General features: G+C 64.7%; 23 protein-coding genes. 11 read left to right on the top strand and 12 right to left on the bottom strand.

Going from position 1 to position 26,340, the window contains the following annotated elements; all coding sequences use genetic code 11:
• Positions 1 to 100: 100 nt before the first annotated feature.
• A complete protein-coding gene (locus CAG34_RS21130; RefSeq protein ID WP_075046302.1) occupies positions 101 to 976 on the bottom strand; it encodes a helix-turn-helix domain-containing protein in 876 nt (291 codons plus the stop codon).
• A gap of 273 nt (positions 977 to 1,249) precedes the next feature.
• Between CAG34_RS21130 and CAG34_RS21125 the strand changes: the two genes are divergently transcribed.
• Complete coding sequence (locus CAG34_RS21125) at positions 1,250 to 2,152, top strand: DMT family transporter (RefSeq protein ID WP_085592189.1); 903 nt, start codon at positions 1,250 to 1,252, stop codon at positions 2,150 to 2,152.
• Positions 2,153 to 2,286: 134 nt separating this feature from the next.
• Here the strand turns inward: CAG34_RS21125 and CAG34_RS21120 are convergent, their stop codons facing one another.
• Both CAG34_RS21120 and CAG34_RS21115 read right to left on the bottom strand, forming a co-directional pair.
• The gene (locus CAG34_RS21120; RefSeq protein WP_085592187.1) at positions 2,287 to 3,261 is read right to left on the bottom strand and encodes a D-glycerate dehydrogenase; all 975 of its coding nucleotides are present in this window, start codon (positions 3,259 to 3,261) and stop codon (positions 2,287 to 2,289) included.
• Between the two features lie 177 nt (positions 3,262 to 3,438).
• Positions 3,439 to 4,386 (bottom strand): LysR family transcriptional regulator, encoded by a 948-nt coding sequence (locus tag CAG34_RS21115; protein WP_013974172.1) that lies wholly within the window; start codon positions 4,384 to 4,386, stop codon positions 3,439 to 3,441.
• A gap of 191 nt (positions 4,387 to 4,577) precedes the next feature.
• Here CAG34_RS21115 and CAG34_RS21110 point away from each other — a divergent pair, with 191 nt between their 5' ends.
• From CAG34_RS21110 to CAG34_RS21090, 5 genes are all read left to right on the top strand, one after another.
• Positions 4,578 to 6,107 carry an efflux transporter outer membrane subunit gene (locus CAG34_RS21110; RefSeq protein WP_085592185.1) on the top strand — a complete coding sequence of 510 codons (1,530 nt, stop codon included), beginning with the start codon at positions 4,578 to 4,580 and terminating at the stop codon, positions 6,105 to 6,107.
• Positions 6,104 to 8,281 (top strand): FUSC family protein, encoded by a 2,178-nt coding sequence (locus CAG34_RS21105; RefSeq protein ID WP_025340597.1) that lies wholly within the window; start codon positions 6,104 to 6,106, stop codon positions 8,279 to 8,281. The genes CAG34_RS21110 and CAG34_RS21105 overlap by 4 nt, the downstream gene beginning before the upstream one ends.
• Positions 8,282 to 8,285: 4 nt before the next feature.
• Positions 8,286 to 8,486, top strand: coding sequence for a DUF1656 domain-containing protein (locus CAG34_RS21100; RefSeq protein ID WP_008097766.1), 201 nt, complete (start codon positions 8,286 to 8,288; stop codon positions 8,484 to 8,486).
• Between the two features lie 10 nt (positions 8,487 to 8,496).
• Positions 8,497 to 9,357: an HlyD family secretion protein gene (locus tag CAG34_RS21095; protein ID WP_013974168.1), complete on the top strand. Its 861-nt coding sequence runs from the start codon at positions 8,497 to 8,499 to the stop codon at positions 9,355 to 9,357.
• A 269-nt stretch (positions 9,358 to 9,626) separates the two neighbouring features.
• Positions 9,627 to 10,286, top strand: coding sequence for an Abi family protein (locus CAG34_RS21090; protein ID WP_085592183.1), 660 nt, complete (start codon positions 9,627 to 9,629; stop codon positions 10,284 to 10,286).
• On the opposite strand, the gene CAG34_RS21085 is transcribed toward CAG34_RS21090, so the two are convergent.
• On the bottom strand, positions 10,283 to 10,732 hold the full coding sequence (locus CAG34_RS21085; RefSeq protein WP_085592181.1) for a universal stress protein: 450 nt from the start codon (positions 10,730 to 10,732) through the stop codon (positions 10,283 to 10,285). The genes CAG34_RS21090 and CAG34_RS21085 overlap by 4 nt on opposite strands.
• Positions 10,733 to 11,004: 272 nt before the next feature.
• On the opposite strand from CAG34_RS21085, the gene CAG34_RS21080 reads away from it, so the two are divergent.
• The 5 genes from CAG34_RS21080 to CAG34_RS21060 all read left to right on the top strand — a co-directional run bounded on the left by CAG34_RS21080 (position 11,005) and on the right by CAG34_RS21060 (position 17,144).
• A complete protein-coding gene (locus CAG34_RS21080; protein WP_015271755.1) occupies positions 11,005 to 11,913 on the top strand; it encodes a LysR family transcriptional regulator in 909 nt (302 codons plus the stop codon).
• Positions 11,914 to 12,140: 227 nt separating this feature from the next.
• On the top strand, positions 12,141 to 13,682 hold the full coding sequence (locus CAG34_RS21075) for an MFS transporter (protein WP_085592179.1): 1,542 nt from the start codon (positions 12,141 to 12,143) through the stop codon (positions 13,680 to 13,682).
• A 28-nt stretch (positions 13,683 to 13,710) separates the two neighbouring features.
• Positions 13,711 to 14,772, top strand: a complete 1,062-nt coding sequence (locus CAG34_RS21070) for an HlyD family secretion protein (RefSeq protein WP_075046296.1) — start codon at positions 13,711 to 13,713, stop codon at positions 14,770 to 14,772.
• Positions 14,769 to 16,220, top strand: coding sequence for an efflux transporter outer membrane subunit (locus CAG34_RS21065; protein ID WP_085592177.1), 1,452 nt, complete (start codon positions 14,769 to 14,771; stop codon positions 16,218 to 16,220). The genes CAG34_RS21070 and CAG34_RS21065 overlap by 4 nt, the downstream gene beginning before the upstream one ends.
• A 129-nt stretch (positions 16,221 to 16,349) precedes the next feature.
• Positions 16,350 to 17,144 carry an SDR family NAD(P)-dependent oxidoreductase gene (locus tag CAG34_RS21060; protein WP_025340590.1) on the top strand — a complete coding sequence of 265 codons (795 nt, stop codon included), beginning with the start codon at positions 16,350 to 16,352 and terminating at the stop codon, positions 17,142 to 17,144.
• Positions 17,145 to 17,269: 125 nt separating this feature from the next.
• Here the strand turns inward: CAG34_RS21060 and CAG34_RS21055 are convergent, their stop codons facing one another.
• From CAG34_RS21055 to CAG34_RS21020, 8 genes are all read right to left on the bottom strand, one after another.
• Entirely contained in the window at positions 17,270 to 18,082 is an 813-nt protein-coding gene (locus tag CAG34_RS21055; protein WP_061552458.1) for an SDR family oxidoreductase, read from the bottom strand.
• Between the two features lie 151 nt (positions 18,083 to 18,233).
• Positions 18,234 to 18,698 (bottom strand): multidrug transporter, encoded by a 465-nt coding sequence (locus CAG34_RS21050; protein WP_085592175.1) that lies wholly within the window; start codon positions 18,696 to 18,698, stop codon positions 18,234 to 18,236.
• A gap of 98 nt (positions 18,699 to 18,796) precedes the next feature.
• Positions 18,797 to 20,251: a mannose-1-phosphate guanylyltransferase/mannose-6-phosphate isomerase gene (locus CAG34_RS21045; protein WP_075046291.1), complete on the bottom strand. Its 1,455-nt coding sequence runs from the start codon at positions 20,249 to 20,251 to the stop codon at positions 18,797 to 18,799.
• Positions 20,252 to 20,286: 35 nt separating this feature from the next.
• Positions 20,287 to 20,934 carry an alginate O-acetyltransferase AlgF gene (locus tag CAG34_RS21040; protein ID WP_075046290.1) on the bottom strand — a complete coding sequence of 216 codons (648 nt, stop codon included), beginning with the start codon at positions 20,932 to 20,934 and terminating at the stop codon, positions 20,287 to 20,289.
• 17 nt (positions 20,935 to 20,951) lie between these two features.
• Positions 20,952 to 22,109: an alginate O-acetyltransferase gene (locus CAG34_RS21035; RefSeq protein WP_085592173.1), complete on the bottom strand. Its 1,158-nt coding sequence runs from the start codon at positions 22,107 to 22,109 to the stop codon at positions 20,952 to 20,954.
• A 10-nt stretch (positions 22,110 to 22,119) separates the two neighbouring features.
• On the bottom strand, positions 22,120 to 23,577 hold the full coding sequence (locus CAG34_RS21030) for an MBOAT family protein (RefSeq protein ID WP_085592171.1): 1,458 nt from the start codon (positions 23,575 to 23,577) through the stop codon (positions 22,120 to 22,122).
• 207 nt (positions 23,578 to 23,784) lie between these two features.
• Positions 23,785 to 24,888: a mannuronate-specific alginate lyase gene (locus CAG34_RS21025; RefSeq protein WP_025340585.1), complete on the bottom strand. Its 1,104-nt coding sequence runs from the start codon at positions 24,886 to 24,888 to the stop codon at positions 23,785 to 23,787.
• A gap of 7 nt (positions 24,889 to 24,895) precedes the next feature.
• Positions 24,896 to 26,338 carry an alginate O-acetyltransferase gene (locus tag CAG34_RS21020; protein ID WP_025340584.1) on the bottom strand — a complete coding sequence of 481 codons (1,443 nt, stop codon included), beginning with the start codon at positions 26,336 to 26,338 and terminating at the stop codon, positions 24,896 to 24,898.
• Positions 26,339 to 26,340 lie beyond the last annotated feature (2 nt).

Here is a 26,340-nt window from a genome sequence, read left to right as displayed (position 1 = left end):
AAGGGGTGGGGCGAGTTCTCCCACGGTCTGTACTGCTGTGAACAGTCAGATTCGGCTTTTTCGTCCCACCACCCCTTCGAGTATCACCATACAAGCGGCTTTAGCCGCGAATGGCCGAACGGTATTCGCCCGGTGTTGCACCGACCGCCTGGCGGAACCGGTTGCTGAAATGGCTGGCACTGGCAAACCCGCACAACAGGGCAATCTCCCCCAAAGGCATCAACCCCAGCCGCAACAGCTGGCAGGCCCGGTGCAGCCGCCGGGCCAGCAGGTACTGGTGCGGCGGCAGACCGAAACTGGCGCGGAACATCCGCGCAAAGTGGTATTCGGAAAGGTTGCAGCGCAAGGCCAGTTCACCCAGGGTGATGGGCTGGTCGAGATGCGCTTCGATGTAGTCGACCATTTGCCGGCGCAGGCTCGGTGCCAGCCCGCCTTTCAGGCGCAGGCCCTGGCGCAGCCCGACCTGGTTGAGCAGCGCATGGTCGACGATCTCGTGCGCCAGGCTGCTGGCCAGCAAGCGCTCGCCAGGTTCATCCCAGTCCAGGGTTATCAGCTGGCGAAAGCGCTTGGCCTGCTGCGGGTCATCGAGAAAGGTCGCTTCCTGCAGTTGCAGCTCACGCGGTTCACGGTCGAGCAGGCGCACACAGCCCAGGGCGAACTGCGCCTCGCTGACATACAGGTGCGCCAGGCGGATCGCGCCATTGACCACCCAGTTCGATTCCTGCCCGGCTGGCATCACGCACAGCTTGTCGGGCGCCCCTTTGTCGCCGGGGCGCTGGCGGCGAAAGGTGCCGGTGCCGTCGGCGATGTAGCACGACAGGGTGTGATGGCTCGGTGCCTGGTAGTCGCGGGCATCGTCGCGGTTGCTCCACAACGCCGCCGCCAGCCCGTCGCCCAGGTGCGCGCTCAGTTCCAGCCGGGCGTGGGGCGAGGCGTGCATGGCGTTGAACACTTGCAGCTGGGTGAGTGGCGTCATGGGCGGTTCCTCTTGCCAGCCATCCTACTGCGCCTTGGGCAGGCTTACAGCTACCCGCAGGACAAATGCGCAAGTTTGTGCAAGCCGGGGAGGGGCCCCCGGATGAAACTGGAGGCCTCGGCGAGGGCTGCGCCCTCGATCGCAGGCAAGCCAGCTCCTACAGGGACCGCGCCAGCCTCGAGCTTGGCGCTGTACTTGTGGGAGCTGGCTTGCCGGCGATGGGCCGCATCGCGGCCCCGGGATGCACGGTCGATCGCCTGAGGAGCCCCACCGATGAACCTGTCACTCTACTTGCTAACCGTCCTGATCTGGGGCACCACCTGGATCGCCTTGAAACTCCAGCTGGGCGTGGTCGCCATTCCGGTCTCGATCGTCTACCGCTTCGCCCTGGCCGGGTTGATCCTGTTCGCCTTCCTGCTGCTCACCCGCCGCCTGCAGCCAATGAACCGGCGTGGCCACCAGATCTGTCTGGCCCAGGGCCTGTGCCTGTTCTGCGTCAACTTCATCTGCTTCCTCAGCGCCAGCCAGTGGATTGCCAGCGGCCTGATCGCCGTGGTGTTCTCCACCGCCACCCTGTGGAATGCACTCAACGCGCGGATCTTCTTCGGCCAGAAGATCGCCAGCAACGTGCTCGGCGGCGGCGCCTTGGGCTTGCTCGGCCTGGGGCTGCTGTTCTGGCCCGAGCTGTCCCACCACGCAGCCAGCCGCGAAACCCTTTACGGTCTTGGCCTGGCCCTGCTCGGCACGCTGTGCTTCTCGGCCGGCAACATGCTGTCGAGCATGCAGCAGAAGGCCGGGCTCAAACCCATGACCACCAATGCCTGGGGCATGGTCTACGGGGCGATGATGCTGGCGGTGTTCTGCGTGGTCAGCGGTGTGCCATTCAGCATGGAGTGGAACGTGCGGTACATCGGCTCGTTGCTGTACCTGGTGGTGCCGGGCTCGGTGATCGCCTTTACCGCCTACCTGACCCTGGTCGGGCGCATGGGGCCGGAGCGGGCAGCGTACTGCACGGTGCTGTTCCCGTTGGTGGCGCTGAACGTGTCGGCGGTGGCCGAGGGGTATCAGTGGACAGCGCCGGCCTTGTTGGGGCTGGTGGCGGTGATGGCGGGGAATGTGCTGGTGTTTCGCAAGCCCAAGGCCAGGGTGGCTGAGGGTGTTGTGGTGGCCAAATAGGTGATGGGTTGCCTGTGCCGGCCCTTTCGCGGGCTCGCCCGCTCCCACAAGTACTGCACAGGCCTTTAGGGCGGTGGCGTACCTGTGGGAGCGGGCGAGCCCGCGAAAGGGCCAGGGCAGGCAGCAGGGGGCTATCAGCCCTTCCACACCTGCGGGTTCACCAGGTCTCGCGGCCGCTCACCCAGCAGCGCCGCGCGCAGGTTGTCGATTGCCCGGTTGGCCATGGCCTCGCGGGTTTCGGCAGTGGCCGAGCCAACGTGCGGCAAGGTCAGGGCATTGGGCAGCTTGAACAGCGGCGAATCGCTCAGCGGCTCTTTCTCGTACACGTCCAGGCCCGCACCGCGAATGGTGCCGTTCTGTAGTGCCTCGATCAGCGCCGCCTCGTCCACCACCGGCCCGCGGGCGATGTTGATCAGGAACGCGCTCGGCTTCATCAGTTGCAACTCACGCGCACCGATCAGCTTGCGGGTGGCATCGGACAACGGCACCACGATGCAGACAAAGTCGGCTTCGGCCAGCAGTTGCTCCAGGCTGCGGAACTGCGCGCCCAGCTCTTGCTCCAGCGCGGTCTTGCGGCTGTTGCCGGAATAGATGACCGGCATGTTGAAACCGAACCGGCCGCGACGGGCAATGGCGGCACCGATGTTGCCCATGCCGACGATGCCCAAGGTCTTGCCGTGCACATCGCTGCCGAAGTGGGTCGGGCCGACGGTGGCCTGCCAGTTGCCGGCCTTGGTCCAGGCATCCAGCTCGGCGGTGCGGCGGGCGCAGCCCATGATCAGCGAGAAGCCCAGGTCGGCGGTGCTTTCGGTCAGCACGTCGGGGGTGTTGGTCAGGGCGATGCCGCGTTCGTTGAAGTAGTCCAGGTCGTAGTTGTCGTAGCCGACCGACACGCTGGATACCACCTCCAGCCTGGCGGCCCCTTCAAGCTGCGCCCGGCCGAGCTTGCGGCCAACGCCGATCAGGCCATGGGCCTCGGGCAGGGCTTCGTTGAACTGGGCATTGATGTCGCCGAGCTTGGGGTTCGGCACGATCACGTTGAAGTCTTGCTGCAGGCGTTCGGCCATGGCCGGGGTGATACGGCTGAAGGCCAGGACGGTCTTTTTCATCGGGCAACTTCTCTGCAAGGCGTGGGACGGTGGGGGCTTCTTCGCGGGCACGCCCGCTCCCACAGGTACCGCACAGATTGAAGGCCTGTGCATTACCTGTGGGAGCGGGCGTGCCCGCGAATGGCCTGACAATGGTTAGCAACCTACCATTGTCCGCCCTCGCAATGCAGCAGCTTTTTAGTTGGCGATCATCACCTGATGGGTTTTCAGGTCCGCCTCATGGGCTGCCAGAATCTCCGGCAGCGAGTTGCGCAGGTACTCGACCCAGGTCTTGATCTTGGCATCCAGGTACTGCCGCGACGGGTAGATGGCGTACAGGTTCAGCTCCTGCAGCCGGTACTCGGGCAGCACCCGTACCAGGCTGCCATCGCGCAGGCCGTCGATGGCCGAATAGATCGGCAGCACGCCCACGCCCATGCCGCTGCGGATGGCGGTTTTCATGGCATCGGCAGTATTGACCATGAACGGCGAGCTGGTGATGTTGACCATCTCCTGGCCTTCCGGCCCGTCGAACAGCCATTTCTCCAACGGGATCACCGGGCTGACCATGCGCAGGCAGGCGTGCTTGAGCAGGTCGGCAGGCTTGTGCGCAACGCCGTGGCGGGCGATGTAGGCGGGCGAGGCGCAGACGATGCTGTAGGTGATGCCCAGGCGCTGGGACACGAACCCCGAGTCGGGCAGTTCGGTGGCCAGCACGATGGACACGTCATAGCCCTCGTCGAGCAGGTCGGGCACGCGGTTGGCCATGGTCAGGTCGAAGGTCACGTCCGGGTGCGATTCGCGGTAGCGGGCGATGGCGTCGACCACGAAGTGCTGACCGACCCCGGTCATCGAGTGCACCTTCAACTGCCCGGCCGGGCGGGCATGGGCGTCGCTGGCCTCGGCCTCGGCTTCTTCGACATAGGTAAGAATCTGTTCGCAACGCATCAGGTAGCGCTTGCCGGCTTCGGTCAGCGCAATGCGGCGGGTGGTGCGGTTGAGCAGCCTTGTTTGCAGATGGGCTTCCAGGTTGGAGACCGCCCGCGACACGTTCGCGGTGGTCGTATCCAGTTGCCCGGCGGCAGCGGTAAAGCTGCCGAGCTGGGCTACGCAACTGAAAGCACGCATGTTTTGCAGGGTGTCCATGGGTCACTCTCGATGTAGAGGACAAAATTGTGTCACGAAGTAACGTAAAAGAGATGAAAAGTTGCCTTCGACCAAAGGCGGATTATCGCTGTTTTGGTAACAAAGATTCGCAGGAATCCACGCTTATCGCCAGTGCTGCCGCCCCCTAGAATTGCCCGGCCCCTTTACCTCTTCCTCGGGAAATCGCAGCTGTGCCGCGTCGCATCATCAGAACGCTCAATGCGTTCAGTGCCTGTGCCCTTGCCCTCACCTTGAGCGGCTGTATCGGAACCTGGGGCATTGCCCCGCAAAGCAAGACGCTGCAAGCCAACACCCTGACCACCGACGCGGCCATACGCGAAGCCGCGACCGACGCCCACTGGCCCGACCAGCAGTGGTGGCACGCCTATGGCGACCCACAGCTGGACCGCTGGGTTGCCCTGGCCGTGGCCGGCAGCCCGAGCCTGGCCATGGCTGCGGCGCGGGTGCGCGAAGCCAAGGCCATGGCCGGCGTGTTCGAATCGGCGGAAAAGCTCCAGGCCAACGGCCAGGCCTCGCTCAAGCGCCACAATTGGCCTGAAGACCAGTTCTACGGCCCGGGCGCGCTGTCCGGTGCCAACACCTGGGACAACAACGCCGCCATTGGCTTCAGCTATGCACTCGACCTGTGGGGCCGCGAACGCAACGCCAGCGAGCAGGCCGTGGACCAGGCGCACATGAGCGTGGCCGAAGCCCGCCAGGCGCAACTGGAGCTGCAGAACAACGTGGTGCGCGCCTACATCCAGCTGAGCCTGCACTTCGCCCAGCGCGATATCGTCAAGGCCGAGCTGGAACAGCAGGAGCAGATCCTCGCCTTGGCCAAGCGCCGCCTGGATGCCGGCATCGGCACTCACTTCGAAGTCAGCCAGGCCGAAGCGCCGTTGCCGGAAACCCACCGCCAGCTCGACAGCCTGGACGAAGAAATTGCCCTGGCCCGCAACCAGCTGGCCGCCCTGGCCGGCAAGGGCCCGGGGGAGGGCGCGCAGTTGCAGCGCCCGAGCCTGGCCCTGGCCGCGCCGCTGAAGCTGCCGTCGAACCTGCCGGCCGAACTGGTCGGCCAGCGCCCTGACGTGGTCGCCAGCCGTTGGCAGGTGGCCGCCCAGGCGCGGGGCATCGATGTCGCCCATGCTGGCTTCTTCCCCAACGTCGACCTGGTTGGCAGCCTTGGCTTCATGGCAACCGGTGGTGGCCCTCTGGAGTTCCTCACCGGGCGCAAGTTCAACTACAACGTCGGCCCGGCCATCAGCCTGCCGATCTTCGACGGTGGTCGCCTGCGCTCGCAGCTGGGCGTGGCCTCGGCGGGCTATGACGTGGCTGTGGCGCGCTACAACCAGACCGTGGTCGGTGCGCTGAAGAACATCTCCGACCAGCTGATCCGCCGTGAGTCGATGAAGGAGCAGTCGCACTTCGCCGCCGAGTCGGTCGCGGCCGCGCAGAAAACCTACGACATCGCCATGGTCGCCTTCCAGCGTGGCCTTACCGACTACCTCAACGTGCTCAACGCCCAGACCTTGCTGTTCCGCCAGCAGCAGGTGCAACAGCAGGTGCAGGCTGCCCGCCTGATTGCCCATGCCGAGTTGGTCACCGCCCTGGGCGGTGGCTTGCAGGCTGGTCAGGATGTACCGAAAGAGGAGCGCCAGGCCGCACCGAAAACGCCGGCCACCTTGGCCATTTTCGACAAGAAGCCGGATAACGCCGAATGAGCACTTCCAGTTTGCCCGTGCGCTGGCTGCAGAGCCTGGAATGGCGCCGGGGCTTCTTTGCCTGGGCGCGCACCGACGGGGTGACCTGGGTGTACATCTTCAAGGTGCTGGCCGCTGCGTTCATCACCCTGTGGCTGGCCATGCGCCTGGAGTTGCCGCAACCGCGCACGGCGATGATCACCGTGTTCATCGTCATGCAGCCGCAAAGCGGGCATGTGTTCGCCAAGAGCTTCTACCGGGTGCTCGGCACCCTGGCCGGCTCGGCGATGATGGTGGCGCTGATCGCCATATTCCCGCAGAACACCGAGCTGTTCCTGCCCAGCCTGGCCCTGTGGGTAGGCCTGTGCTCGGCCGGTGCCATGCGCTACCGCACCTTCCGCGCCTATGGCTTCGTGCTGGCCGGCTACACCGCGGCGATGATCGGCCTGCCGGTGCTGGAGCACCCTGACCAGGCGTTCATGGCGGCGGTATGGCGGGTGCTGGAAATTGCCCTGGGCATTCTGGTGTCGACCTTCGTCAGCGCCGCGATCTTGCCGCAGTCGGCCAGTGCCGCCATGCGCAACGCCCTGTACCAGCGCTTTGGCGTGTTCGCCGGGGTGGTGGTCGAGGCTCTGCGCGGCGAAAGCCAGCGGGACCGCTTCGAGAGCAGCAACGTGCGCTTCGTCGCTGAAGCAGTGGGCCTCGAGAGCCTGCGCAACGTCACCGCCTTCGAAGACCCGCACATGCGCCGGCGCTCTGGTCGCCTGGTGCGCATGAACAGCGAGTTCATGGCCATCACCACGCGCTTCAATGCCCTGCACCGGTTGCTGGAGCGCTTGCGCGCCCGCGGCCCGCTGCAGATCGTCGGCGCCATCGAGCCGGGCCTGAACACCCTGGTGGAGCTGTTGCAGCCCTACGTGGGCCGGGCGCTGACCGACGCCGATGCGCTGCGCCTGACCCTGGAGCTGGCCGCCTACAAGGAAGGCTTGCAGGCACAGGTGCGCGGCCTGCGCGCCGAGTACCTGGCAACCGAGCCGAGCGAGTCCGACCTGCTCGACTTCCACACCGCCTTCGAGCTGCTCTACCGCTTCGTCGACGAGATGTACGGCTACGCCGAAACCCACGCCTCGCTGGCCGCGCACCGGCACGAACGCGAGCAGTGGGATGAGCCCTACGTGGCGCAGACCAGCTGGCTGGTATCGTTGGCCGCCGGTGTGCGCGCCTCGGCGGTGCTGTTGCTGCTGGGCAGCTACTGGCTGTTCAGCGACTGGCCCAGCGGCGCCATGATGACCCTGATCGCCACCGTCACCGTGGGCCTGTCGGCAGCCTCGCCGAACCCCAAGCGCATGTCGTTCCAGATGGCCTGCGGCACGGCGATTGGTGCCTTCGTCGGCTTCTTCGAAACCTTCTTCGTGTTCCCCTGGATCGACGGTTTCCCGCTGCTGTGCATGGTCCTGGCACCGGTGTTCGTGCTGGGCGCGTTCCTTTCGTCACGGCCGGCCTATGCCGGCTACGGCATCGGCCTGCTGGTGTTCTTCGCCATCGGCTCGGTGCCGAACAACCTCACCGTGTATGACCCATATACCTTCATCAACGACTACATCGGCATGGTCATCGGCATGTTCGTCTGTGCCGCTGCCGGGGCGATCATCCTGCCGCCCAACAGCCGCTGGCTGTGGAGCCGCCTGGAGCAGGAACTGCGCGAGCAGGTGCTGTTCGCCATCAGCGGCCGCCTGCGCGGCATCGGCACGGCCTTCGAAAGCCGCACCCGTGACCTGCTGCACCAGGCCTATGGCCTGGCAGCCGGCAAGCCGCAGGTACAGAGCCAGTTGATGGGCTGGATGTTCACCGTGCTGGAAATCGGCCACGCCATCATCGAGCTGCGCAAGGAACAGGCCCGTGCGCCGGTGCACCCGGCCTACGCCGAGTCGCAGCCCTGGCGCCAGGCGATCCGCGTGATGGGCCGTGCCCTGGCCCGGCTGTTCCTGCAGCCCAGCGCCAGCAATCACGAACGCGCGCTGGTGGCGGTGGACCACGCCATCGCCCGCGTACAGGCCACCGACGAGCCCTTCGCCCGCCACTTCGACACTTCGGTGCTGCGCCGCGCGCAAAGTTACCTGCACTTCATCCGTTCTTCCCTGCTCGACCCACAGTCGCCGTTGGCACCGGCGAAAGGACTGCACGATGCTCCGTGAAACCATGCCCCGTGAAATCGCTTTCCATGGCGTGTACATGCCCACCATGACCTTGATGTTCCTGTTCGCCCTGGGCCTGGCCTGGGGCCTGGACCGGTTCATTGCCAGCCATGATGGCTACCGCTTCTTCTGGCACCCGGCGCTGCTGCGCCTGAGCCTGTTCGTCTGCCTGTTCGGCGCTTTGGCGCTGTCGCTCTACTGGTGAGAATCCTTCGATGAAAAAGTTCTTCAGCCTGATCGCCACCCTGTTGGTGCTTGCCGCTGCCGTGGTGATCGGTCGCCAGTTGTGGCTGCACTACATGACCACGCCATGGACCCGCGACGGCCGTGTGCGTGCCGACATCATCAACGTCGCTGCCGACGTGCCTGGCTATGTGGTGGACGTACCGGTCAAGGACAACCAGCGGGTGAAGAAGGGCGACCTGCTGATCCAGATCGACCCCGAGCACTACCAGCTGGCGGTCGACCAGGCCAAGGCGCAGGTTGCATCGCGCAAGGCCACCTGGGAGATGCGCAAGGTCAACGCCAAGCGCCGTGCCGACATGGACAACCTGGTGATCTCCAAGGAAAACCGCGACGACGCCAGCAACATCGCCAACTCCGCCCAGGCGGACTACCAGCAGGCCCTTGCCGAACTGGCCGCCGCCGAACTGAACCTCAAGCGCACGCATATCGTGGCCACGGTGGACGGCTACGTGACCAACCTGAATATCCACAAGGGTGACTATGCACGTACCGGTGAAGCGGTGATGGCGGTGGTCGACGAGAACTCGTTCTGGGTATACGGGTTCTTCGAGGAGACCAAGCTGCCGCACGTGAAGGTGGGGGACCAGGCCGAGCTGCAGATGATGAGCGGCGAGCGCATCAAGGGCCACGTGGAGAGCATCGCCCGCGGCATCTACGACCGCGACAACCCACAGAGCCGCGAGTTGATCGCCGATGTGAACCCGACCTTCAACTGGGTGCGGCTGGCGCAGCGGGTGCCGGTGCGCATTCATATCGATGAAGTGCCGGACGGGTTTTTGCTGGCGGCGGGGACGACTTGTACGGTGGTGGTGAAGCCGAGCGAGGGCTAATCACAGCTTAGGTTGGACTTTTTGGTGTCTTCAGGAAAAGGACTACACGAGGGTAGGAAGCGGATGTCATGAGTCGCCTGTAGCTCGCGCTGCACAATGCCGTTTTCGAGTCGCCTGCAGCTTGCTCTGGCAGCGAGTCGGAAAAGGAATGGCCCCGCAATGCGGGGCCATTGATACGTACCTAGCGTCATCACCAGCATGACCATCAGGTCTTCTGGGAGAGGGCGACATAGGGCTGCATCGCGAATGCTAATACAGGAAGGACGAGTTTGACAAACCAGGACTGGAGCCAATTTCTTGAGCAGGCATTTTCCAAGCCTCGCCTTGCTCGATACGCCATCAACCCTCGTAAAACCGCCGCCGCTACTGCGTATGCCCATAACATGCTGCTTGGGCAAGCAATCTACCCGTGCCTGCACGTATTGGAAGTCAGCCTGCGCAACGCCATGCATCAGGCTTTGCGGCTCAAGTACGGGCGAGCCGATTGGTGGGAGGTGGCGGACTCACTCACCGCTGTCGACAGGTCAGAAATCGAGAAGGCCAAGGCATCGATCAAGGTGAAGCGCCATGCCGCAACACCTGACAAAATCATTTCTGATCTTAGCTTTGGTTTTTGGGTCTCCCTGCTGAACACCAGGCACGAGCAGGCGTTCTGGAAGGAGTTACGCCTTGCCTTCCCCCGGTGCCCGAAGAAAAGGCGCCAAAGAAATGAAATTTCAAAGGTATTGAATCTGATTCGGGATCTACGCAATCGAGCAGCTCACCACGATGCCTTGCTCTGGTTGGAACCCGATATTCGGCAACGGCATCTGCTCTGCCTGGAAGTTATTGGTTGGGTAAGCCCGGAGTTGAAGCCTTGGCTTACCCGCTATGATGGTTTTTCCGAAGCATGGTCAAACTGGGTTTGCTGCACCGCCCGTGACTGCTAACCAGCAGCCCCCACCAATACTGGTACCTTCACCCGATCAATCACCTTCGCGCTGATCGACGGGTCCAGCATCCGCCCCAGCCGTGACAGGTGGCGGTGGCCCATGATGATCAGTTCACAATTCAGTTCCTGCGCCTTGGCCACGATTGCCTCGACCGGCTGCCCGGCCACCATGCAGCCCCGGCTGGCGAAGCCGGCTTGCTGCAACTCGCGCACCGCCTCGGCCACGGCTTGGTCGGCCTGGTGCTGCTCTTCGCAGGCGGCGGGGTATTCTTCCAGTTCTTCTGCGGTGTAAGGCGCGGGTTGGTCGTGGACGGCGAAGGTAGAGTCGATGGCCAGCAGCACGTGCAGTTCGTGTTCGCCGGGGCGGCAGTAGCGGCGGGCGAGGGTGAGCAGGGCAGTGGATGCAGGGGAGGCGTCGATGGCGATCAGGACGGGGCTGGGCATGTGGAATCCTTGTTTCAGGCTGGCTAAGCATTTGCCTGTACCGGCCCTATCGCCGGCAAGCCAGCTCCCACAGGTACCTCGCATTGCCCAAGGCCTGTGTTGAACCTGTGGGAGCTGGCTTGCCGGCGATAGGGCCAGTACAGACACTGCAAATCTTATGACCCAATCACCGTCCAAAATAAATGCCTCACCACGCACGAGCGCATTGCGTCTGGTGCAATCCAGCAACCTGCTACCATCGCCATCTCCCACAGCTGTAACGGAAAACGGCCATGCAACTCCCGGACATGAACCTGCTCGTCGCCCTCGATGCCCTGCTCGACGAGGGCAGCGTGGTCGGCGCGGCGCAGCGCATGAACCTGAGCCCGGCGGCGATGAGCCGGACCCTGGGGCGTATCCGCGATGCGTTGGGTGACCCGATCCTGGTGCGCGCCGGTCGCGGCCTGGTGCCGACGCCGCGGGCGCTGGCCCTGCGCGAGCAGGTGGCGGCGTTGGTGGAGCAGGCCGGCGAGGTGTTCCGCAGTGGCGACGAGGTCGACCTGCCCAAGCTTGACCGGGCCTTCAACATCCGCACCAACGACCTGTTCATCGCCCTCTACGGCGCCCAGCTGCTGCGGCGCATGCACGAGCAGGCACCGCGCACGGTGCTGCGCTTCGTGCCGGAAAGCCCCGGCGGCGATGATGACAGCGTGCTGCGCGACGGGCGTACTGACCTGATCATCAGCTCGACCGTGGACCTGGGGCCGGAGATCAAGGTGCAGAGCCTGTTCCAGACCTACTACGTGGGCCTGGCGCGGCGCGACCACCCGATTTTCGAGCAGCCGATCACGGCGCACAGTTTTGCCAGTTATCCACAGATCAGCGTGTCCCGCCGTGGGCGAGCCAATGGGCCGATCGATGTGGAACTGGCCAACTTCAAGGTGCAGCGGCGAGTGGCGCTGATTACCCCGAGTTTTCACTCGGCGCTGTTCTCGCTGCCGGATTCCGACCTGATCCTGCCGATGCCGGCCAACATCCTCAACAGCGTGCACAAGCTCGGGCTGCCGCTGCGCTCGTTCGAGATCCCGGTGCCGCTGGAGCGAGTGACCGTGCTGCAGGCATGGCACCCACGGTTTCACAATGACCCGGCACATCGGTGGTTGCGGCAGACCTTGAAGGCTTGCTGCAGCGTCGACCCTTGACTGCCTGTGAGGGCCTCATCTCCGGCAAGCCAGCTCCCACAGAATTTGTGCACATTTCGAAACCTGCGCAGTACCTGTGGGAGCTGGCTTGCCGGCGATAGGGCCAGACCTGCAAAAGGTGGATTGCGTCCAACGCAACATAAACCTACCGATAAGTCAGTTTTCGTCAGCATTCGACCTTCTTAGACTTGCTCCAGTCGCAAATTTGTTGCTGGAGATGTCTGCCCATGAGTTCCCTGTCCGCCCCGTCTGCCGCGATTGCCGCCGCCCCCGTGCCGGCCGCGCCTGCGCAGACTGCGTTCGGCCTGCAGGTAGTGGTCGGGCTGTTCGGTGTGCTGCTGGCCGTATTGTGCGCGGGCCTCAACGAGTCGGTGACCAAGATCTCCCTGGCCGATGTCCGTGGGGCCATGGGCATCGGTGCCGACGAAGGCGCCTGGCTGCTGGCGGTCTACAGCGCCGCCTCGGTCTCGGCCATGGCCTTCGCGCCATGGCTGGCCACCACGTTCTCGCTGCGGCGCTTCACCATGAGCGCCATCGGCCTGTTCGCCGTGCTCGGCCTGCTGCAACCGTTCGCCCCCAACCTGCACAGCCTGATGCTGCTGCGTGTGCTCCAGGGCTTCGCCTCTGGCGCCTTGCCGCCGATGTTGATGAGCGTGGCCCTGCGCTTCCTGCCACCGGGCATCAAGGTCTATGGCCTGGCCTGCTATGCCCTCACCGCCACCTTCGGCCCCAACCTCGGCACGCCGTTGGCAGGGCTGTGGACCGAATACGTCGGTTGGCAGTGGGCGTTCTGGCAGATCATCCTGCCCTCGCTGCTGGCCATGTTCTGCGTCGGTTGGGGCCTGCCGCAGGACCCGCTGCGCCTGGAGCGCTTCAAGCAGTTCGACTGGCGCGGCGTGCTGCTCGGCCTGCCCGCCATCAGCTGCATCGTGCTGGGCCTGTCGCTGGGTGACCGCTGGGGCTGGTTCGATTCGCCGCTGATCTGCTGGCTGCTCGGCGGTGGCCTGCTGTTGCTGGTGCTGTTCATGTACAACGAATGGTCCGAGCCGCTGCCGTTCTTCCAGTTGCGCATGCTGTCACGGCGCAACCTGAGTTTCGCCCTGGTGACCCTGGCCGGTGTGCTGATCGTGCTCTCGGGTGTTGGCAGCATTCCGTCGGCCTACCTGGCGCAGATCCAGGGCTACCGCCCGGCGCAGACCAGCCCGCTGATGATGCTGGTGGCCATGCCGCAGCTGATCGCCCTGCCGCTGACGGCGGCGCTGTGCAACATCCGCGCGGTGGACTGCCGTTGGGTGCTGGGCATCGGCCTGGCGATGCTGGCGGTGTCCTGTGTCGGCAGCAGCCTGCTGACCAGCGAGTGGATCCGTGGCGACTTCTACCCGTTCTACCTGCTGCAGGTGTTCGGCCAGCCAATGGCAGTGCTGCCGCTGCTGATGCTGTCCACCAACGGCATGACCCCGCAGGAAGGCCCGTTCGCCTCCAGCTGGTTCAACACCGTCAAGGGCCTGGCCGCGGTGATCGCCGGTGGCCTGCTGGACGCCCTTGGCACCCTGCGTCGGCACTTCCATTCCAACCACCTGGTGGACAGCCTGGGCAACGCCCCGCTGGTCGACGGTAACGCAGCCGGCCTGGCCAGGCGCATCCACGACCAGGCGCTGGTGCTGACCTCGGCCGACCTCTACCTGGTCATGGCCTGCATTGCCGTGGCCCTGATCTGCCTGATTCCTTTCGTGCCTACCCGGGTCTATCCGCCGCGCGCGGTGGCCTGAACCCTGGATGAATTCGAGAACCACTGAAATGACCAACAACCGCAAAACCCTGTTCATCGGCTCGGTGCTTGCCGTGGCCGTCCTGGCCGGCATCGCTGGCCCCTGGATGTTCGGCAGCGACCACCGCCAGAGCACCAATGACGCCTATGTGATCGCCGACTACACCGTGGTCGCGCCCAAGATCGCCGGCTTCATCAAGGAGGTGCTGGTGGAGGACAACCAGCAGGTCAAGGCCGGCCAGTTGCTGGCGACCATCGATGCCCGTGACTACCAGGCCGCGCTGGATGCCGCGCAGGCGCAGTTGCTGGTGGCCCAGGCGCAAAGCGCCGATGCCCGTGCCACCCTCGAGCGCCAGGCGTCGCTGATTGCCCAGGCTGAGGCCGCAGTGAAAGCGGCCCAGGCCGAAGCGGCGTTCGCCGACCATGAGGTCAACCGCTACAGCCGCCTGGCCGAGCAGGGTGCCGGCACCGTGCAGAACGCCCAGCAGGCGCGCAGCGGGGTCGACCAGGCCCGCGCACGCCTGGCCAATGCCCAGGCGGCGCTGGTAGCGGCACGCAAGCAGGTGGATATCCTTACCGCCCAGGTGGCCAGTGCCGACGGCCAGCTGAAGCGGGCCGAGGCAGGGCTGGAAAAGGCCCAGCTCGATCTGTCCTACACCCGCATCACCGCGCCGGTGGACGGCATGGTCGGCGAGCGCGCCTTGCGTGTCGGTGCCTACGTCAACCCGGGCGCCCGCCTGCTGTCGGTGGTGCCGTTGCAGCAGGCCTACGTGGTCGGCAACTTCCAGGAAACCCAGCTGACCCACGTACAGCCTGGCCAGGCCGTGAGCATCAGCGTCGACACCTTTGCCGGTGAGAAGCTGCAAGGCCATGTGGAAAGCATCGCCCCGGCCACCGGCGTGACCTTCGCCGCGGTCAAGCCGGACAACGCTACCGGCAACTTCACCAAGGTGGTGCAGCGCATCCCGGTGAAGATCGTTTTCGATGACGGCCAGCCGCTGCTTGCCCGCCTGCGCGTGGGCATGTCGGTGGAAGCGACCATCGACACCCGTGGCGACAAGCTGGACGGCAAAGAGGTAAGCGCACGATGAAACCGGCATTACGCTTGAGCCCGTTGCTGCTGGCCGTATTGATGGCTGGCTGCACCCTGGGCCCGGACTTCCAGCGCCCTGACAGCCAGGCACCGCAACAGTGGGCGCCGCTGCAAGGTGAAGCGGCGGCCAGCCAGCCGCAGGCCGAACCGCTGGAACTGCGCTGGTGGGAGAGCTTCCACGATACCCGCCTGAGTGCCTTGATCCAGCGCGTTGCCGAGCGCAACCTCGACCTGCAGATGGCCAGTGCCCGCCTGCTGCAAAGCCGCGCCCTGCGCAGCACCGTGGCTGCCGACGAAGTACCGTCGGTGGACGTGAACGCTGGCTACAGCCGCTCGCGCAACAGTGCCGAAGGCCTGAGTGACCCGTCCGGCAAGGCGGGCAAGGAAGCCTTCAACCTCTGGCAGGGCGACCTGGTAGCCGGTTGGGAGCTGGACCTGTGGGGCCGTGTGCGGCGCCAGGTCGAGGCTGCCGATGCCACGGTCGAAGTGGCCGAGAACGACCGCCGCGGCGTGCTGCTGGCATTGCTTTCGGAAACCGCCGGCAACTACATCCAGCTGCGCGCCGTGCAGCACACCATCGATGTGACCCGCGACAACCTCAAGGTCGCCCAGCACAGTCTGAAGTTGTCCGAAAACCGCCAGGCCGAAGGTGTCGCCACGCGCCTGGACGTGGCCCAGGCCAGTGCCCAGGTCGCCTCGATCGAGTCGCGCCTGCCAAGCCTGGAAGCGCGGCGCGATGACCTGATCAACGCTCTCAGCCTGCTCGCCGCCGAACCGCCGCGCAGCCTGCAGGCCGAGTTGCTGCAGGGCGGCGAACTGCCTGCGCCGCAGCAGAAGTTCGCCATTGGCCTGCCGTCCGAACTGGCCGAACGCCGCCCGGACATTCGCCAGGCCGAGGCCCGCCTGCATACCGCCACCGCCAGCATTGGCGTGGCCAAGGCCGACTTCTACCCCAGCATCCGGCTGTCGGGCAGTGTCGGGTTCCAGGCCATGCAGTTGTCCGATTTCGGCGCCTGGGATTCACGCCGGTTCGCCTTCGGGCCACAGCTGTCGCTGCCGATCTTCGAGGGTGGCCGGCTCAAGGGCACCCTGGAACTGCGCGAGGCGCAGCAGCAGGAAGCGGCGCTGAACTACCGCAAGGTGGTGCTGGGTGCCTGGCATGAAATCGACGATGTGCTACGCCTGTACAACGCCAGCCAGCTGCGCCGCGACCACCTGGCCGAGGCGGTGCGGCAGAACCGCATCGCCCTGGAAACTGCCCAGCGCCAGTATGTGGAAGGGGCGGTGGACTTTCTCAATGTGCTGACGGTGCAGGGTGCCCTGCTGGTCAGCGAGGAACAGTGGATCGACAGTTCGGCGGCGGTGTCGCAGGCGTTGGTGGGGCTGTACAAGGCCCTGGGTGGTGGCTGGCAGGCGTTTGATGAGCAGCCTGTGAAGAAAGCATAGCGGCAGGGGGCCGCCCAGCGGCCCTTCGCGGGCATGCCCGCTCCCACAGTTAAACCTGTAGGAGCGGGCGTGCCCGCGAAGGGCTGCGGAGCAGCCCCAGCGATTTCCCAGACAGATGAGGAGGCACAGATGCACATTTCCCTGAACGGCAAGCGCGCCATCGTCAGCGGCTCCACCGCGGGCATCGGCCTGGCCATTGCCATCGGCCTGGCCGAGGCGGGGGCCGAAGTGGTCCTCAACGGTCGCACCCAGGCCCGGGTCGACGAAGCCCTCAAAGTTGTGCGCGAACGCCTGCCGCAGGCGCGCATCATCGGCATCGCTGCCGACCTGGGCACCCAGGCCGGTGCGCAGAAGTTGTTCAACCAGGTGCCGCACACCGACATCCTGGTCAACAACCTGGGCATCTTCGAGCCCAAGCCGTTCTTCGAGATCGGGGATGAGGACTGGCAGCGTTTCTTCGACGTCAATGTGCTCAGCGCCGTTCGCCTGTCGCGCCACTATGCCCAAGGCATGGCCGAGCGCAAATGGGGGCGGGTGGTGTTCCTGTCCAGTGAGTCGGCGCTGCAGATCCCGACCGAGATGATTCATTACGGCATGACCAAGACTGCGTTGCTGGCGGTGTCGCGCGGGCTGGCCGAGACCCTGGCCGGCACCGGGGTGACGGTGAATTCGGTGCTGCCTGGGCCTACGCGTTCGGAAGGTGTGGGCGACTTCTTTGCCAAGCTGGCCGAGGAGCAGGGGGTGTCGACTGAAGAGCTGGAAGCCAACTTCCTGGCCGAGCACCGGCCGACCTCGCTGATCAAGCGGCTGGCGACGGTGGAGGAGGTGGCGAACATGGTGGTGTACCTGGCATCGATGCAGGCCAGTGCCACTACCGGGGCTGCCTTGCGGGTTGACGGCGGGGTGCTGCGTTCCATTGCCTGATCTGTTTTGCCTGTACCGGCCTCTTCGCGGGCTTGCCCGCTCCCACAGGTACAGTGCAATCTTCGGGATCACACTATCCCTGTGGGAGCGGGCAAGTCCGCGAAGAGGCCAGCACAGGCAATCAATCAGAGCGGGCGCAGCAGGCCAAACCGCTTGCGCAACGCCCAATCCAGCACCCGCCGCGGCAGTAACCGGGCCATCAACGGCAACGCCGTACTGCCGTTCCCCAACCGCACCACCGCTGGCACCGGCGACTTCCCGACCGCTGCCAACACGCCTTGGGCAAACACCGCCGCCGAGGTCGGTTTGTCCTGCGAAGCCCGCGCCCGTGCCTGCACATGCTCGCGCAACGGCCACCACGCCGAATCCGTCGCCAGCACCTGCTCGGCCTGGCGCTGGGCATTGCTGGCGAACTGCGAGGCAATCGCTCCTGGCTGCACTTCCATTACCTGCACACCAAACGGCGCCAGTTCCAGGCGCAAGGCATCGCTCAGGGCATGCACGGCTGCTTTCGAGGCGCAGTAGGCGCCGGCGAACGGCGTGACCAGCACGCCTGATACGCTGCCGATGTTCACCACCAGGCCCCGTGAGCGGCGTAGCTGTGGGAACAATGCGCGGGTAACACCGACCACGGCGAATACGTTGGTTTCGAACTGCTGGCGCAGGGCATCCACACCGCCATCGAGCAGCGGGCCCATGGCGCCGTAGCCGGCGTTGTTGATCAGGATATCGAGGTTTACCAGTTCCTCGGCCAGGCGGGCCAGCGCCTCGCTGTCGTTCACATCAAGTTGCCGGGCGGTGAAACCGGCGGCGTTCAGTTGCTCGACATCCTCAGGTTTGCGGGCGGTAGCCCAGACGTGGTGGCCGGCATCGCGGAAGGCGTCGGCCAAGGCGCGGCCGATGCCGCTGGAACAACCGGTGATCAGGACGGTGGGCATGGTTGGGGCCTGTTGTCAGGGGAAGTTGATGTTGCCTGTGCCGGCCCTTTCGCGGGCTTGCCCGCTCCCACAGGTACTCCACAGCTCTTGAGTACTGTGCAGTACCTGTGGGAGCGGGCAAGCCCGCGAAAGGGCCGGCACAGGCGATACATTAGTTGGCAAACGTACCTTGCAGATGCTCTGCACGAAATTCCAGGGTCTGCGGCCGGTACCCGGAGCGCAGTGGCGGCAGTGGCAGGCAGTCTTTCCACTCGGCCCCTGGCTGCAGTTCACCCGGCCCACGGTAGCGCGGGGCGTTGTAGGTGTTCTCCGCCAGGTTCACGGTATCGCCCGGCGCATACGCCGCCACCCGCCAGCGCAGTTCGGTCAGCGGCACGTCGTTGCCGTTCTTCATGCGCACCTGCAGGGCCCGGTCGGCGGGGCAGTGTTCGGGAGCGTAGGTCAGGCGCATGTCCAGGCGGGCCAGTTGCGAGGTTTCGCGGGTGTCCTGCCAGACGACGAACAGGGCCACCAGGCCCAGGCCACAAACGGCAGCCAGCGAGATCGGCAGGGCCTTGGCCGGGTAGCGCAACAGCAGCACCAGCCAGGTGAGGATGAGGAAGGCACCGATGATCATGGGGCGGGCAGACCTTGGTTGCGCGGAGTCTGACCATCGTAGCCCGAAATGGGGAGTGGCTCAAAAAGCGGGGCCGCAATGCGGCCCCAGGGGTTGCATTACTGCGCGATGGTCTTCACCGAAACACCACGCTCGATGGGTGTAGAGGTACGTCCATACACATCCTCGAAGCGCTCGATGTCATCCTCGCCCAGGTAGCTGCCGGACTGCACTTCGATGATCTCCAGCGGGATCTTGCCCGGGTTGCGCAGGCGGTGCACCGAGGCGATCGGGATGTAGGTGGACTGGTTCTCGGTCAGCAGGAACACGTTCTCGTCACAGGTCACCTCGGCGGTGCCGGACACCACGATCCAGTGCTCGGCACGGTGGTGGTGCATCTGCAGCGACAGGCTGGCGCCCGGCTTGACGGTGATGTGCTTGACCTGGAAGCGGCCGCCCATGTCCACCGAGTCGTACGAGCCCCACGGGCGATACACTTCCAGGTGGTTCTGGGTTTCGCTGCGGCCCTGCTCGTCGAGGGTCTTGACCATCTGCTTTACGCCCTGGACCTTGTCCTTGTGGGCAATCATCATGGCGTCCTTGGTCTCGACCACCACGATGTTCTCCAGGCCGATCACCGACACCAGCTTGCCGTTGCCATGGATCATGCAGTTGTGGCTGTCCTGCACCACCACGTCGCCCTTGGTGACGTTGCCGTTGTCGTCCTTCTCGTGCACTTCCCACAGCGACGACCAGCAGCCCACGTCGCTCCAGCCGGCCGACATCGGCACCACGCAGGCGCGCTGGGTCTTTTCCATCACCGCGTAGTCGATGGAGTTGTCCGGGCAGCAGGCGAAGGTGGCTTCGTCGATGCTCAGCACATCACCGTCTTCCTGGCTGCGCTCCAGGGCCAGCACGCAGGTGTCGTAGATGTCGCCGTCGTGCTTTTTCAGCTCTTCGAGGAAGCGGCTGGCACGGAACAGGAACATGCCGCTGTTCCAGAAGTAGCCGCCGGCCTGGACGAACTCGGCGGCGCGTTTTTCGTCGGGCTTCTCGACGAACTGCGCCACGCGCGCCACGCCTTCAGGCAGCAGGGCGTCCTGGCTGGAACGGATGTAGCCGTAGCCGGTTTCTGGCTTGGTCGCCGGCACGCCGAACAGCACCATCTCGCCACGCTCGGCGGCCACGGTGGCCAGGGCCAGGGCGCGTTGCAGGGCCTTCTGGTCATCGATCACGTGGTCGGCGGGCAGCACCAGCATCAGCTCGTCGCGGCCTTCGTTGACCAGCTTCATGGCGGCCATGGCCACGGCCGGCGCGGTGTTGCGGCCGAACGGTTCCATCAGGATGCCCTGGGTTTCCAGCTTCAGCGCGGCCAGTTGCTCTTGCACGATGAACTTGTGGTCCTTGTTGCAGACCACGATCGGTGTGTCCATGCCTTCGAACACCAGGCGCTCGAGGGTTTGCTGGAACAGGGTGTGTTCACTGGTCAGGGCCAGGAACTGCTTGGGGAACTGCTTGCGCGACAGAGGCCACAGACGGGAACCGCTACCACCAGAAAGAATTACCGGGATCATCATGTTTCTCCAATAGTCGTTGAGAGGCAGGGGAATCAGTTGCTAGCCACGGGGCGAGTTACCCACACCGGCGACAAGGCGTTGCCGGAACCCGTTACGTACAGCACTGCGGCTTCGCCGCGCTCCAGGGCGACGGGTTTGACGTCACCCACTTTCTTGTCTCCTTGGTACAGCGCCAGGTTGACCTTGACCGGGTTGATTTCGCGTTCGCCACGGCCGTTGGCGGCCACCGGCTTGACCACTTCGGTCTTGCCGTCAGCGGTCTTCAGGGTCAGTTGCTGGTCACTCAGGTTCTGCACGCGAACCAGGGCTTTCTGCTTGTTCTTGAACGGCGGCTCTTCGATCAGCTGCGGGTTGCCGCTGGCGCTGTTGACCAGGGTGTAGTACTTGTCCGCAGCCAGCTTGACCGGCACGCTCTTGCCGCCGACCTGGGCGGTGTAGTCACCCCCTGGCAGGAAGCTGAAGTCGCTGCTGGCCTGGGCGCCAACCTGCTTGATCTGGGTGTTGCCGACCGAGGCTGCAGCCGGTGCGCCGGAGGCGTTGTACAGGCGCACGAAGGTCGAGCCTTTCGGTGCGCTCGGGCCATACAGCGCAGCGTCGGCACCGGCGAAGGCCTGCATGGAGGCCAGGGACAGGCCGGCTGCGAGGGTGAGGGCTTTGGCAATGGAAGTCTTGGTAGTCATGTGTATGTTTCCTCTGATCAGTGGGTTGTCCGGGTGGACGACAAAGCCAGGTTTTCTTCGGATTTACGGGTGTTCTTCAGCTGGGCGATCCACTGTGGATCGAAGCTGCTGAGGTCGTTCTTCATTGGCAGATAACGTTCGGGGAATTCCCACACCACCACCTGGGGTGCGGCGTTCTTGAAGGCATCGCTTTGCAGGTACTTGAGCATCGGCAGTAGCGGGCCATGGCCGTCTTCGGCGTAGTTGGCCACGTCGCTGCGCAGGGCCTGCTGCAGCGCGCCGAGGAAGTTCCAGTGCGGGTTGGCGCTGTAGCTGGTGCCCACCAGCGCAACCGGGATCTGCGTGTCGGCGAACAGTGCGTCACCGGCTTCACCTTCGGCCTCGACCGGGCGAGTGGTGCGTTGCTGCAGGTTGTCCGGGGCTGGCAGCAGGTTGCTGAACAGCGGGTCCAGTGGCAGGAAGTTGGTCAGGTCGCCCTTGTATGGCGCGGTGCTGCCGGCTTCGGTGATAAACGCCTGCGGGTCGCCGTTGAGCAGGCTCTGGCGGCTGACCGCTTCGGCCAGTGCCTGCGCCGCCACTTCGGCGCCCATCGGCGTCCAGTGGGTGTCGGTGCGCAGGAACACCTGGCCGCGGGCCTTGGCCTGCTCCATGGGTGCCATCAGGTCCGGGGCGAACACGTTGGCCTGGCGTGCCTGGGCATGGAACTGGTTGTACAGGTCGTCATGCAGGCTGGTCGGCAGTTCCTTGCCCAGGTACTCGGCGTACACCCGCGCCTTGGCCGGCACGATCGCCAGCACCAGCTGGCTGCCATGCTGCTGCAGGGTGTCGCGCACGCCACGGATCAGCGCCAGGTTTTCCTGCATCAGCTGCTCGGCACCGGCGGTGGGCTTGAACTCTTCGTCACTGAACAGCCACTGGTCGCGGCCCAGCACCACGCCGGGGCGGCCTTCGTTGAACAGCTTGAAGTCCATCGCCGCCCAAAGGTTGGTGCCCAGGCGCTTGATTGGGAACTGCTCGTCGTAGTGGGTCTCGGCGGCCTTGGCCAGCTTGCCGTTGAGCAGGGTCATCTGCTCGGTACGCTGGAAGCTTTGCAGGCCACCGGTGGACCAGACGCCCATGCCCACCAGCAGGCCGAGGAACGACAGCGAATAGGTAATGCGTAATGTCCGGGTCATGTCATCAACCTCAGAACTGGAAGTAAAGGAACGGCGAGTAGCTCTGCGCCGAAAGCTTGAGGATCGAGGCCACGAACAGCAGCAGCACCAGGGCGCGGGTCATCACCCGGGTCCAGTCCAGGCCGATCGAACCGTCGCTGTTGATCTCCACCGGGGTGGCCTTGGGCGTTGGCCTGGCGTTGCGGTAGAAGTCGCGCAGGCCGAAGAACGCCAGGGTGATGTAGGCGACCACCAGGGTGGCCACCTGCAGGCCGGTGAGCTGGGCACGGTTGAGTTCCGACAGCTGCCAGTCGCCGAAGCTGAACATGGCGCCGTACATGCGACCGGCCACTTCCAGGTTTTCGGCACGGAAGATCACCCAGCCGACCACCACCAGCAGGAAGGTGAATGCCCACTTCACCGGGTTGAAACGCTGCGGGTTGGTGTCGATGCCCAGCGCGCGCTCGATGGCCAGCCACATGCCATGCCAGGCACCCCAGATGATGTAGGTGAAGTTGGCGCCATGCCACAGGCCGCCCAGCAGCATGGTCAGGAACAGGTTGCGGTAGGTGTTGAAGGTGCCTTTGCGGTTACCGCCCAGGGTGATGTACAGGTAGTCGCGCAGCCAGGTCGACAGGCTGATGTGCCAGCGCCGCCAGAACTCGGTGATCGACTGGCTGATGTACGGCTGCTTGAAGTTCTCCATGAAGCGGAAGCCCATCATCAGGCCCAGGCCGATGGCCATGTCGCTGTAGCCGCTGAAGTCGAAGTACAGCTGCGCGGTGTAGGCCAGGGCGCCGAGCCAGGCATCGCCGGTGGTCGGGTTCTGCAGGGCGAAGCAGTGGTCGGCCACTACCGCCAGGGTATCGGCGATGAACACTTTCTTGATGAAGCCCTGCATGAAGCGGGTGCAGCCTTCGGAGAACTTGTCCAGGGTGTGGGTGCGGTTGTTGAACTGGTCGACCAGGTCCTTGAAGCGCAGCACGGGGCCGGCGATCAGGTGCGGGAAGATCGCCACGAACGCCGCAAAGTCGATCAGGTTGCGGGTGGCCGGGGTGTCGCCGCGGTACACGTCAATGATGTAGCTGATCGACTCGAAGATGTAGAACGAGATACCGATCGGCAGCAGCACGTGGGTGAGGATGAACGGCTCCAGGCCGAACGAGGAGATGATCGCGTTGAGGCTGTCGACGCCGAAGTTGGCGTACTTGAAGTAGCCGAGGATCGCCAGGTCGACACCGACGCCGAGCAGCAGCCAGCGCTGCGCGGGCTTGGTGCGTACACCGGCGGCGCCGACTTTCAGGCCGATCCAGTAGTTCCACAGGGTGACCCCGGCGAACAGGGCCAGGAAGTCCACCCGCCACCAGGCGTAGAAGATGTAGCTGGCGACCAGCAGCAGCAGGTTGCGATAACGTTGCCCGCTCAAGTAGTACAGGCCGAGGAAGATCGGCAAGAACAGGAACAGGAACACGTTGGACGAGAAGACCATCCCGGTTCTCCTTTTTGTTCACAGCATCCGGGGCAAAGCGCCCCCCAAACCCCCCAGTGCAAGACTGGAAGGCAACCTAGTACCTCTGTGGGAGCTGGCTTGCCGGCGATGCAAGGCGAAGCCCTGCCCAGCGGTACACAGGGGCTGCTACGCAGCCCATCGCCGGCAAGCCGGCTCCCACAGGTGCCACCCTCACATTGGGGTGTGTTACTTCTTGCTCTCTGCGCTCGGGTCATAGACCCGGGTCAGGTCGCCGCCCAGCCGGAAGCTGTTGAACGGCTGCATACCGCGCTTGCGTTGCAGGGTGTCGCCACTGCACGCATACAGGCTGCAGTAGGGCTCCATCCACGAGTACTTGCTGTCGATCTTCAGGTCTTTCATGTCCTGTTTCTCGCCATTGCGGGCCTTGAACTCGCTGGGGTCCTTCGACCCGTTCAGCACCCGCTGCGCCAGGCGCTGCAGGGCGTTGTTGTTCTCGCCGCGCACATCCACGCCATTGACCTGGGCGAAGCTGGCGATCATCGCCAGCGGCGGCAGGGCGTAGTTGTGGTAAGCCAGGGCGCGTTGCTTGCGCTTCAGTTCGTTGGGCAGGAAGCCCTGCTCGTCGACCTGGTTGGCGCCAACCCGGTATTCCTTCACGGCCCAGTCGAACAGGTCGCGACGGTCGGTGGCCACGGCGCTGGCCATTACTGCCCAGGCAGCCCAGTAGCTGTGGTTGTTGATCTTCTCCAGTGGCAGGTCGCTCCAGTCGCGCACGGTCTGCTCGGCCAGGCGGGCGAACCATTTTTCGATCAGCTCGGCCTCGGCCTGGTGCGCGGCCAGCGGCTGCGAATTGGAGAACTTCAGGCGCAGCCACGAACCGCTCATGCTGCCCAGCGCCCATTTGCGCATCGACTTGCCGGTGTGGTTGTAGTCGGTGGACATCAGCGCATCGGCGCGAGCCCAGTCGCCCAGCCAGGCCAGGGTGCAGTCGAGCTGCGCCGGGCGGCCGTCACGCATGTACTGGCCGATCATCTTGCTCACGCCTTTCTCAAGGGTGGTGATGTCTTCGGTGGACTTGCGAAAGGCCTTTTCCGAGTCGGCATTGAGCGTTGCCCGTGCCTTGTCCGAGCCTTCGTACTTGCTGCGGAACTGCAGGGCACCGGTGTATGGCTTGGGGGCAGCTTCGCAGCGGAAGTTGCCGTCGCCGGTCTTGAGCTTTTCGATCCCCTCGTAGTAACCCTGGGGCGGTACCAGCGCGGCGTGCGCGGCACCGCCGCACAACGCCAGGGCAAGCAGGGCGGGGCGGGAAATTCGCTTGAACGGGATCATGGTCGCCTCACTGGCCGGCCTGCGCGGTCTGCGCGGGCACGGCGAAGTTGTTGCGTTTGCAGAGCTTGGCTTCGACCTTCTGGGTACCGCTTTCCGGCCCCTGCACCTCGAACGCCAACAGGCTCTGGCTGGCCCAGTCCTCGTCTTCGCGCATCTGGAAGACGAAGCGGCCGTCGGTGTCGGAGGTTTCCGGTTTTTCCAGCTTGATGTCCTCGTGGCGGCCGTTGAGGTACCAGAGGGTGGCCTGCAGCACCTTCACCGACGGGTCTTCGAACTTGACGTCCATCTGCATGTTGCGGTTGATCAGGTCTTTGATCACGCCGCCCTTGCCGTTGACCATCAGCTCGTTCTTGCCGGGCTTGAGGGTGGCGCTGGCGCTCATCAGGGCCGGGCGGTCATCGCAGCCGTCGTCGAGCAGGCCAAGGATTTGCCGCCAGATGGTTTCCTGGTCCAGGCGATACAGCGGGGAGAATTCCCAGATCAGGATCTTCGGCGGATTCTTCTGGAATTCCTCGCTACCCAGGTACTGGATCATCGAACCTTCCAGGCCACCGCCAGGGAAGGCCACGTTGAGCACGTCGGCACCGATGTACTGCTCGAGGAAGCCGGAGAAGTTGTAGTTCTTGCCACTGTGGCTGGTGCCGACCAGGGTGATCTGCGCGTTGCCGCCGTCACCGAACAGGTCGTCGCCGCCGCCGGTGGAGCCTTTCGGCTCGGTGGCGAACTGGTCCATGTACTGGACGGCGTAGCTGGTGCCGCACAGCTGGCCGGCCACGTTATGCAGGGTGCCGGTCTTGCCCATGCGCCCGGACTTTTTCGTTTCGAATTCCTTGCGCGGGATGCCTTCGAAAGCCGGCATCTTGTGCACGGTATCGGCCACGATCTTGGCCGCGCGCTCGGCGCCGTAAGGCGTCCAGTGCTGGTCGCCACGGAAGTAGAAGTCCTTGCCCTGGTCGGCAGCGGCCAGCTGTTCGTTGGTCAGCGGCGACAGGTCGGGCACGTTGTAGCCCATGCTGGCAAAGCGCTTGAGCATGGCCTGGTAGTTGCCCAGGGCCTTCTGGTAGTCGAAGGCAGCCTTTTCCGCCGGGTTGAGCATGTTGCGGTTCACCAGGCCACGGGTCGGCTGGTACACCACCACCAGTTCCACGCCGCGCTTCTTGAACGCGTCGTGCACTTGCTGCAGGCGCTTGTAGCCGGCCGGGGTGGTATTGAACTCGGTGCGCAGGTCTTCGCGGGTACGGAACAGCCAGTCGCCTTGGGCCTGCACCAGCGTGGTGAAGTTCTGCTGGTAACGGGTGGTGTAGCGGCTGGCGTCATGCGCTTCAGGGCACAGCTGGCAGCAAGGCTCGGCGCTGAAGGTAGGGGCCTTGACGTCTTCGGCGCGCACGCCCTGGCTGATCGCCAGAAGGGCGGCGGACAGGCCCAGCAGTTTCATCAGATGTGGAGTCATGG

This window comes from Pseudomonas sp. B14(2017), from assembly GCF_002113255.1.
In the GTDB taxonomy this organism is placed as follows: Bacteria; Pseudomonadota; Gammaproteobacteria; order Pseudomonadales; family Pseudomonadaceae; genus Aquipseudomonas; species Aquipseudomonas putida_Z.
The sequence above is the reverse complement of the archived record's forward strand: the minus strand, read 5'-3'. Positions and strand labels throughout refer to the sequence as shown.

Coding starts and splice junctions, on each gene's coding strand:
- CAG34_RS21095 (WP_013974168.1), top strand. CDS start 8,497: ATGAAAAAGTTCTTCAGCCTGATCGCCACCCTGTTGGTGCTTGCCGCT.
- CAG34_RS21055 (WP_061552458.1), bottom strand. CDS start 18,082: ATGCCCACCGTCCTGATCACCGGTTGTTCCAGCGGCATCGGCCGCGCC.
- CAG34_RS21030 (WP_085592171.1), bottom strand. CDS start 23,577: ATGGTCTTCTCGTCCAACGTGTTCCTGTTCCTGTTCTTGCCGATCTTC.
- CAG34_RS21070 (WP_075046296.1), top strand. CDS start 13,711: ATGACCAACAACCGCAAAACCCTGTTCATCGGCTCGGTGCTTGCCGTG.
- CAG34_RS21125 (WP_085592189.1), top strand. CDS start 1,250: ATGAACCTGTCACTCTACTTGCTAACCGTCCTGATCTGGGGCACCACC.
- CAG34_RS21045 (WP_075046291.1), bottom strand. CDS start 20,251: ATGATCCCGGTAATTCTTTCTGGTGGTAGCGGTTCCCGTCTGTGGCCT.
- CAG34_RS21120 (WP_085592187.1), bottom strand. CDS start 3,261: ATGAAAAAGACCGTCCTGGCCTTCAGCCGTATCACCCCGGCCATGGCC.
- CAG34_RS21105 (WP_025340597.1), top strand. CDS start 6,104: ATGAGCACTTCCAGTTTGCCCGTGCGCTGGCTGCAGAGCCTGGAATGG.
- CAG34_RS21075 (WP_085592179.1), top strand. CDS start 12,141: ATGAGTTCCCTGTCCGCCCCGTCTGCCGCGATTGCCGCCGCCCCCGTG.
- CAG34_RS21025 (WP_025340585.1), bottom strand. CDS start 24,888: ATGATCCCGTTCAAGCGAATTTCCCGCCCCGCCCTGCTTGCCCTGGCG.
- CAG34_RS21020 (WP_025340584.1), bottom strand. CDS start 26,338: ATGACTCCACATCTGATGAAACTGCTGGGCCTGTCCGCCGCCCTTCTG.
- CAG34_RS21040 (WP_075046290.1), bottom strand. CDS start 20,934: ATGACTACCAAGACTTCCATTGCCAAAGCCCTCACCCTCGCAGCCGGC.
- CAG34_RS21060 (WP_025340590.1), top strand. CDS start 16,350: ATGCACATTTCCCTGAACGGCAAGCGCGCCATCGTCAGCGGCTCCACC.
- CAG34_RS21035 (WP_085592173.1), bottom strand. CDS start 22,109: ATGACCCGGACATTACGCATTACCTATTCGCTGTCGTTCCTCGGCCTG.
- CAG34_RS21065 (WP_085592177.1), top strand. CDS start 14,769: ATGAAACCGGCATTACGCTTGAGCCCGTTGCTGCTGGCCGTATTGATG.
- CAG34_RS21050 (WP_085592175.1), bottom strand. CDS start 18,698: ATGATCATCGGTGCCTTCCTCATCCTCACCTGGCTGGTGCTGCTGTTG.
- CAG34_RS21100 (WP_008097766.1), top strand. CDS start 8,286: ATGCCCCGTGAAATCGCTTTCCATGGCGTGTACATGCCCACCATGACC.
- CAG34_RS21080 (WP_015271755.1), top strand. CDS start 11,005: ATGCAACTCCCGGACATGAACCTGCTCGTCGCCCTCGATGCCCTGCTC.
- CAG34_RS21130 (WP_075046302.1), bottom strand. CDS start 976: ATGACGCCACTCACCCAGCTGCAAGTGTTCAACGCCATGCACGCCTCG.
- CAG34_RS21085 (WP_085592181.1), bottom strand. CDS start 10,732: ATGCCCAGCCCCGTCCTGATCGCCATCGACGCCTCCCCTGCATCCACT.
- CAG34_RS21115 (WP_013974172.1), bottom strand. CDS start 4,386: ATGGACACCCTGCAAAACATGCGTGCTTTCAGTTGCGTAGCCCAGCTC.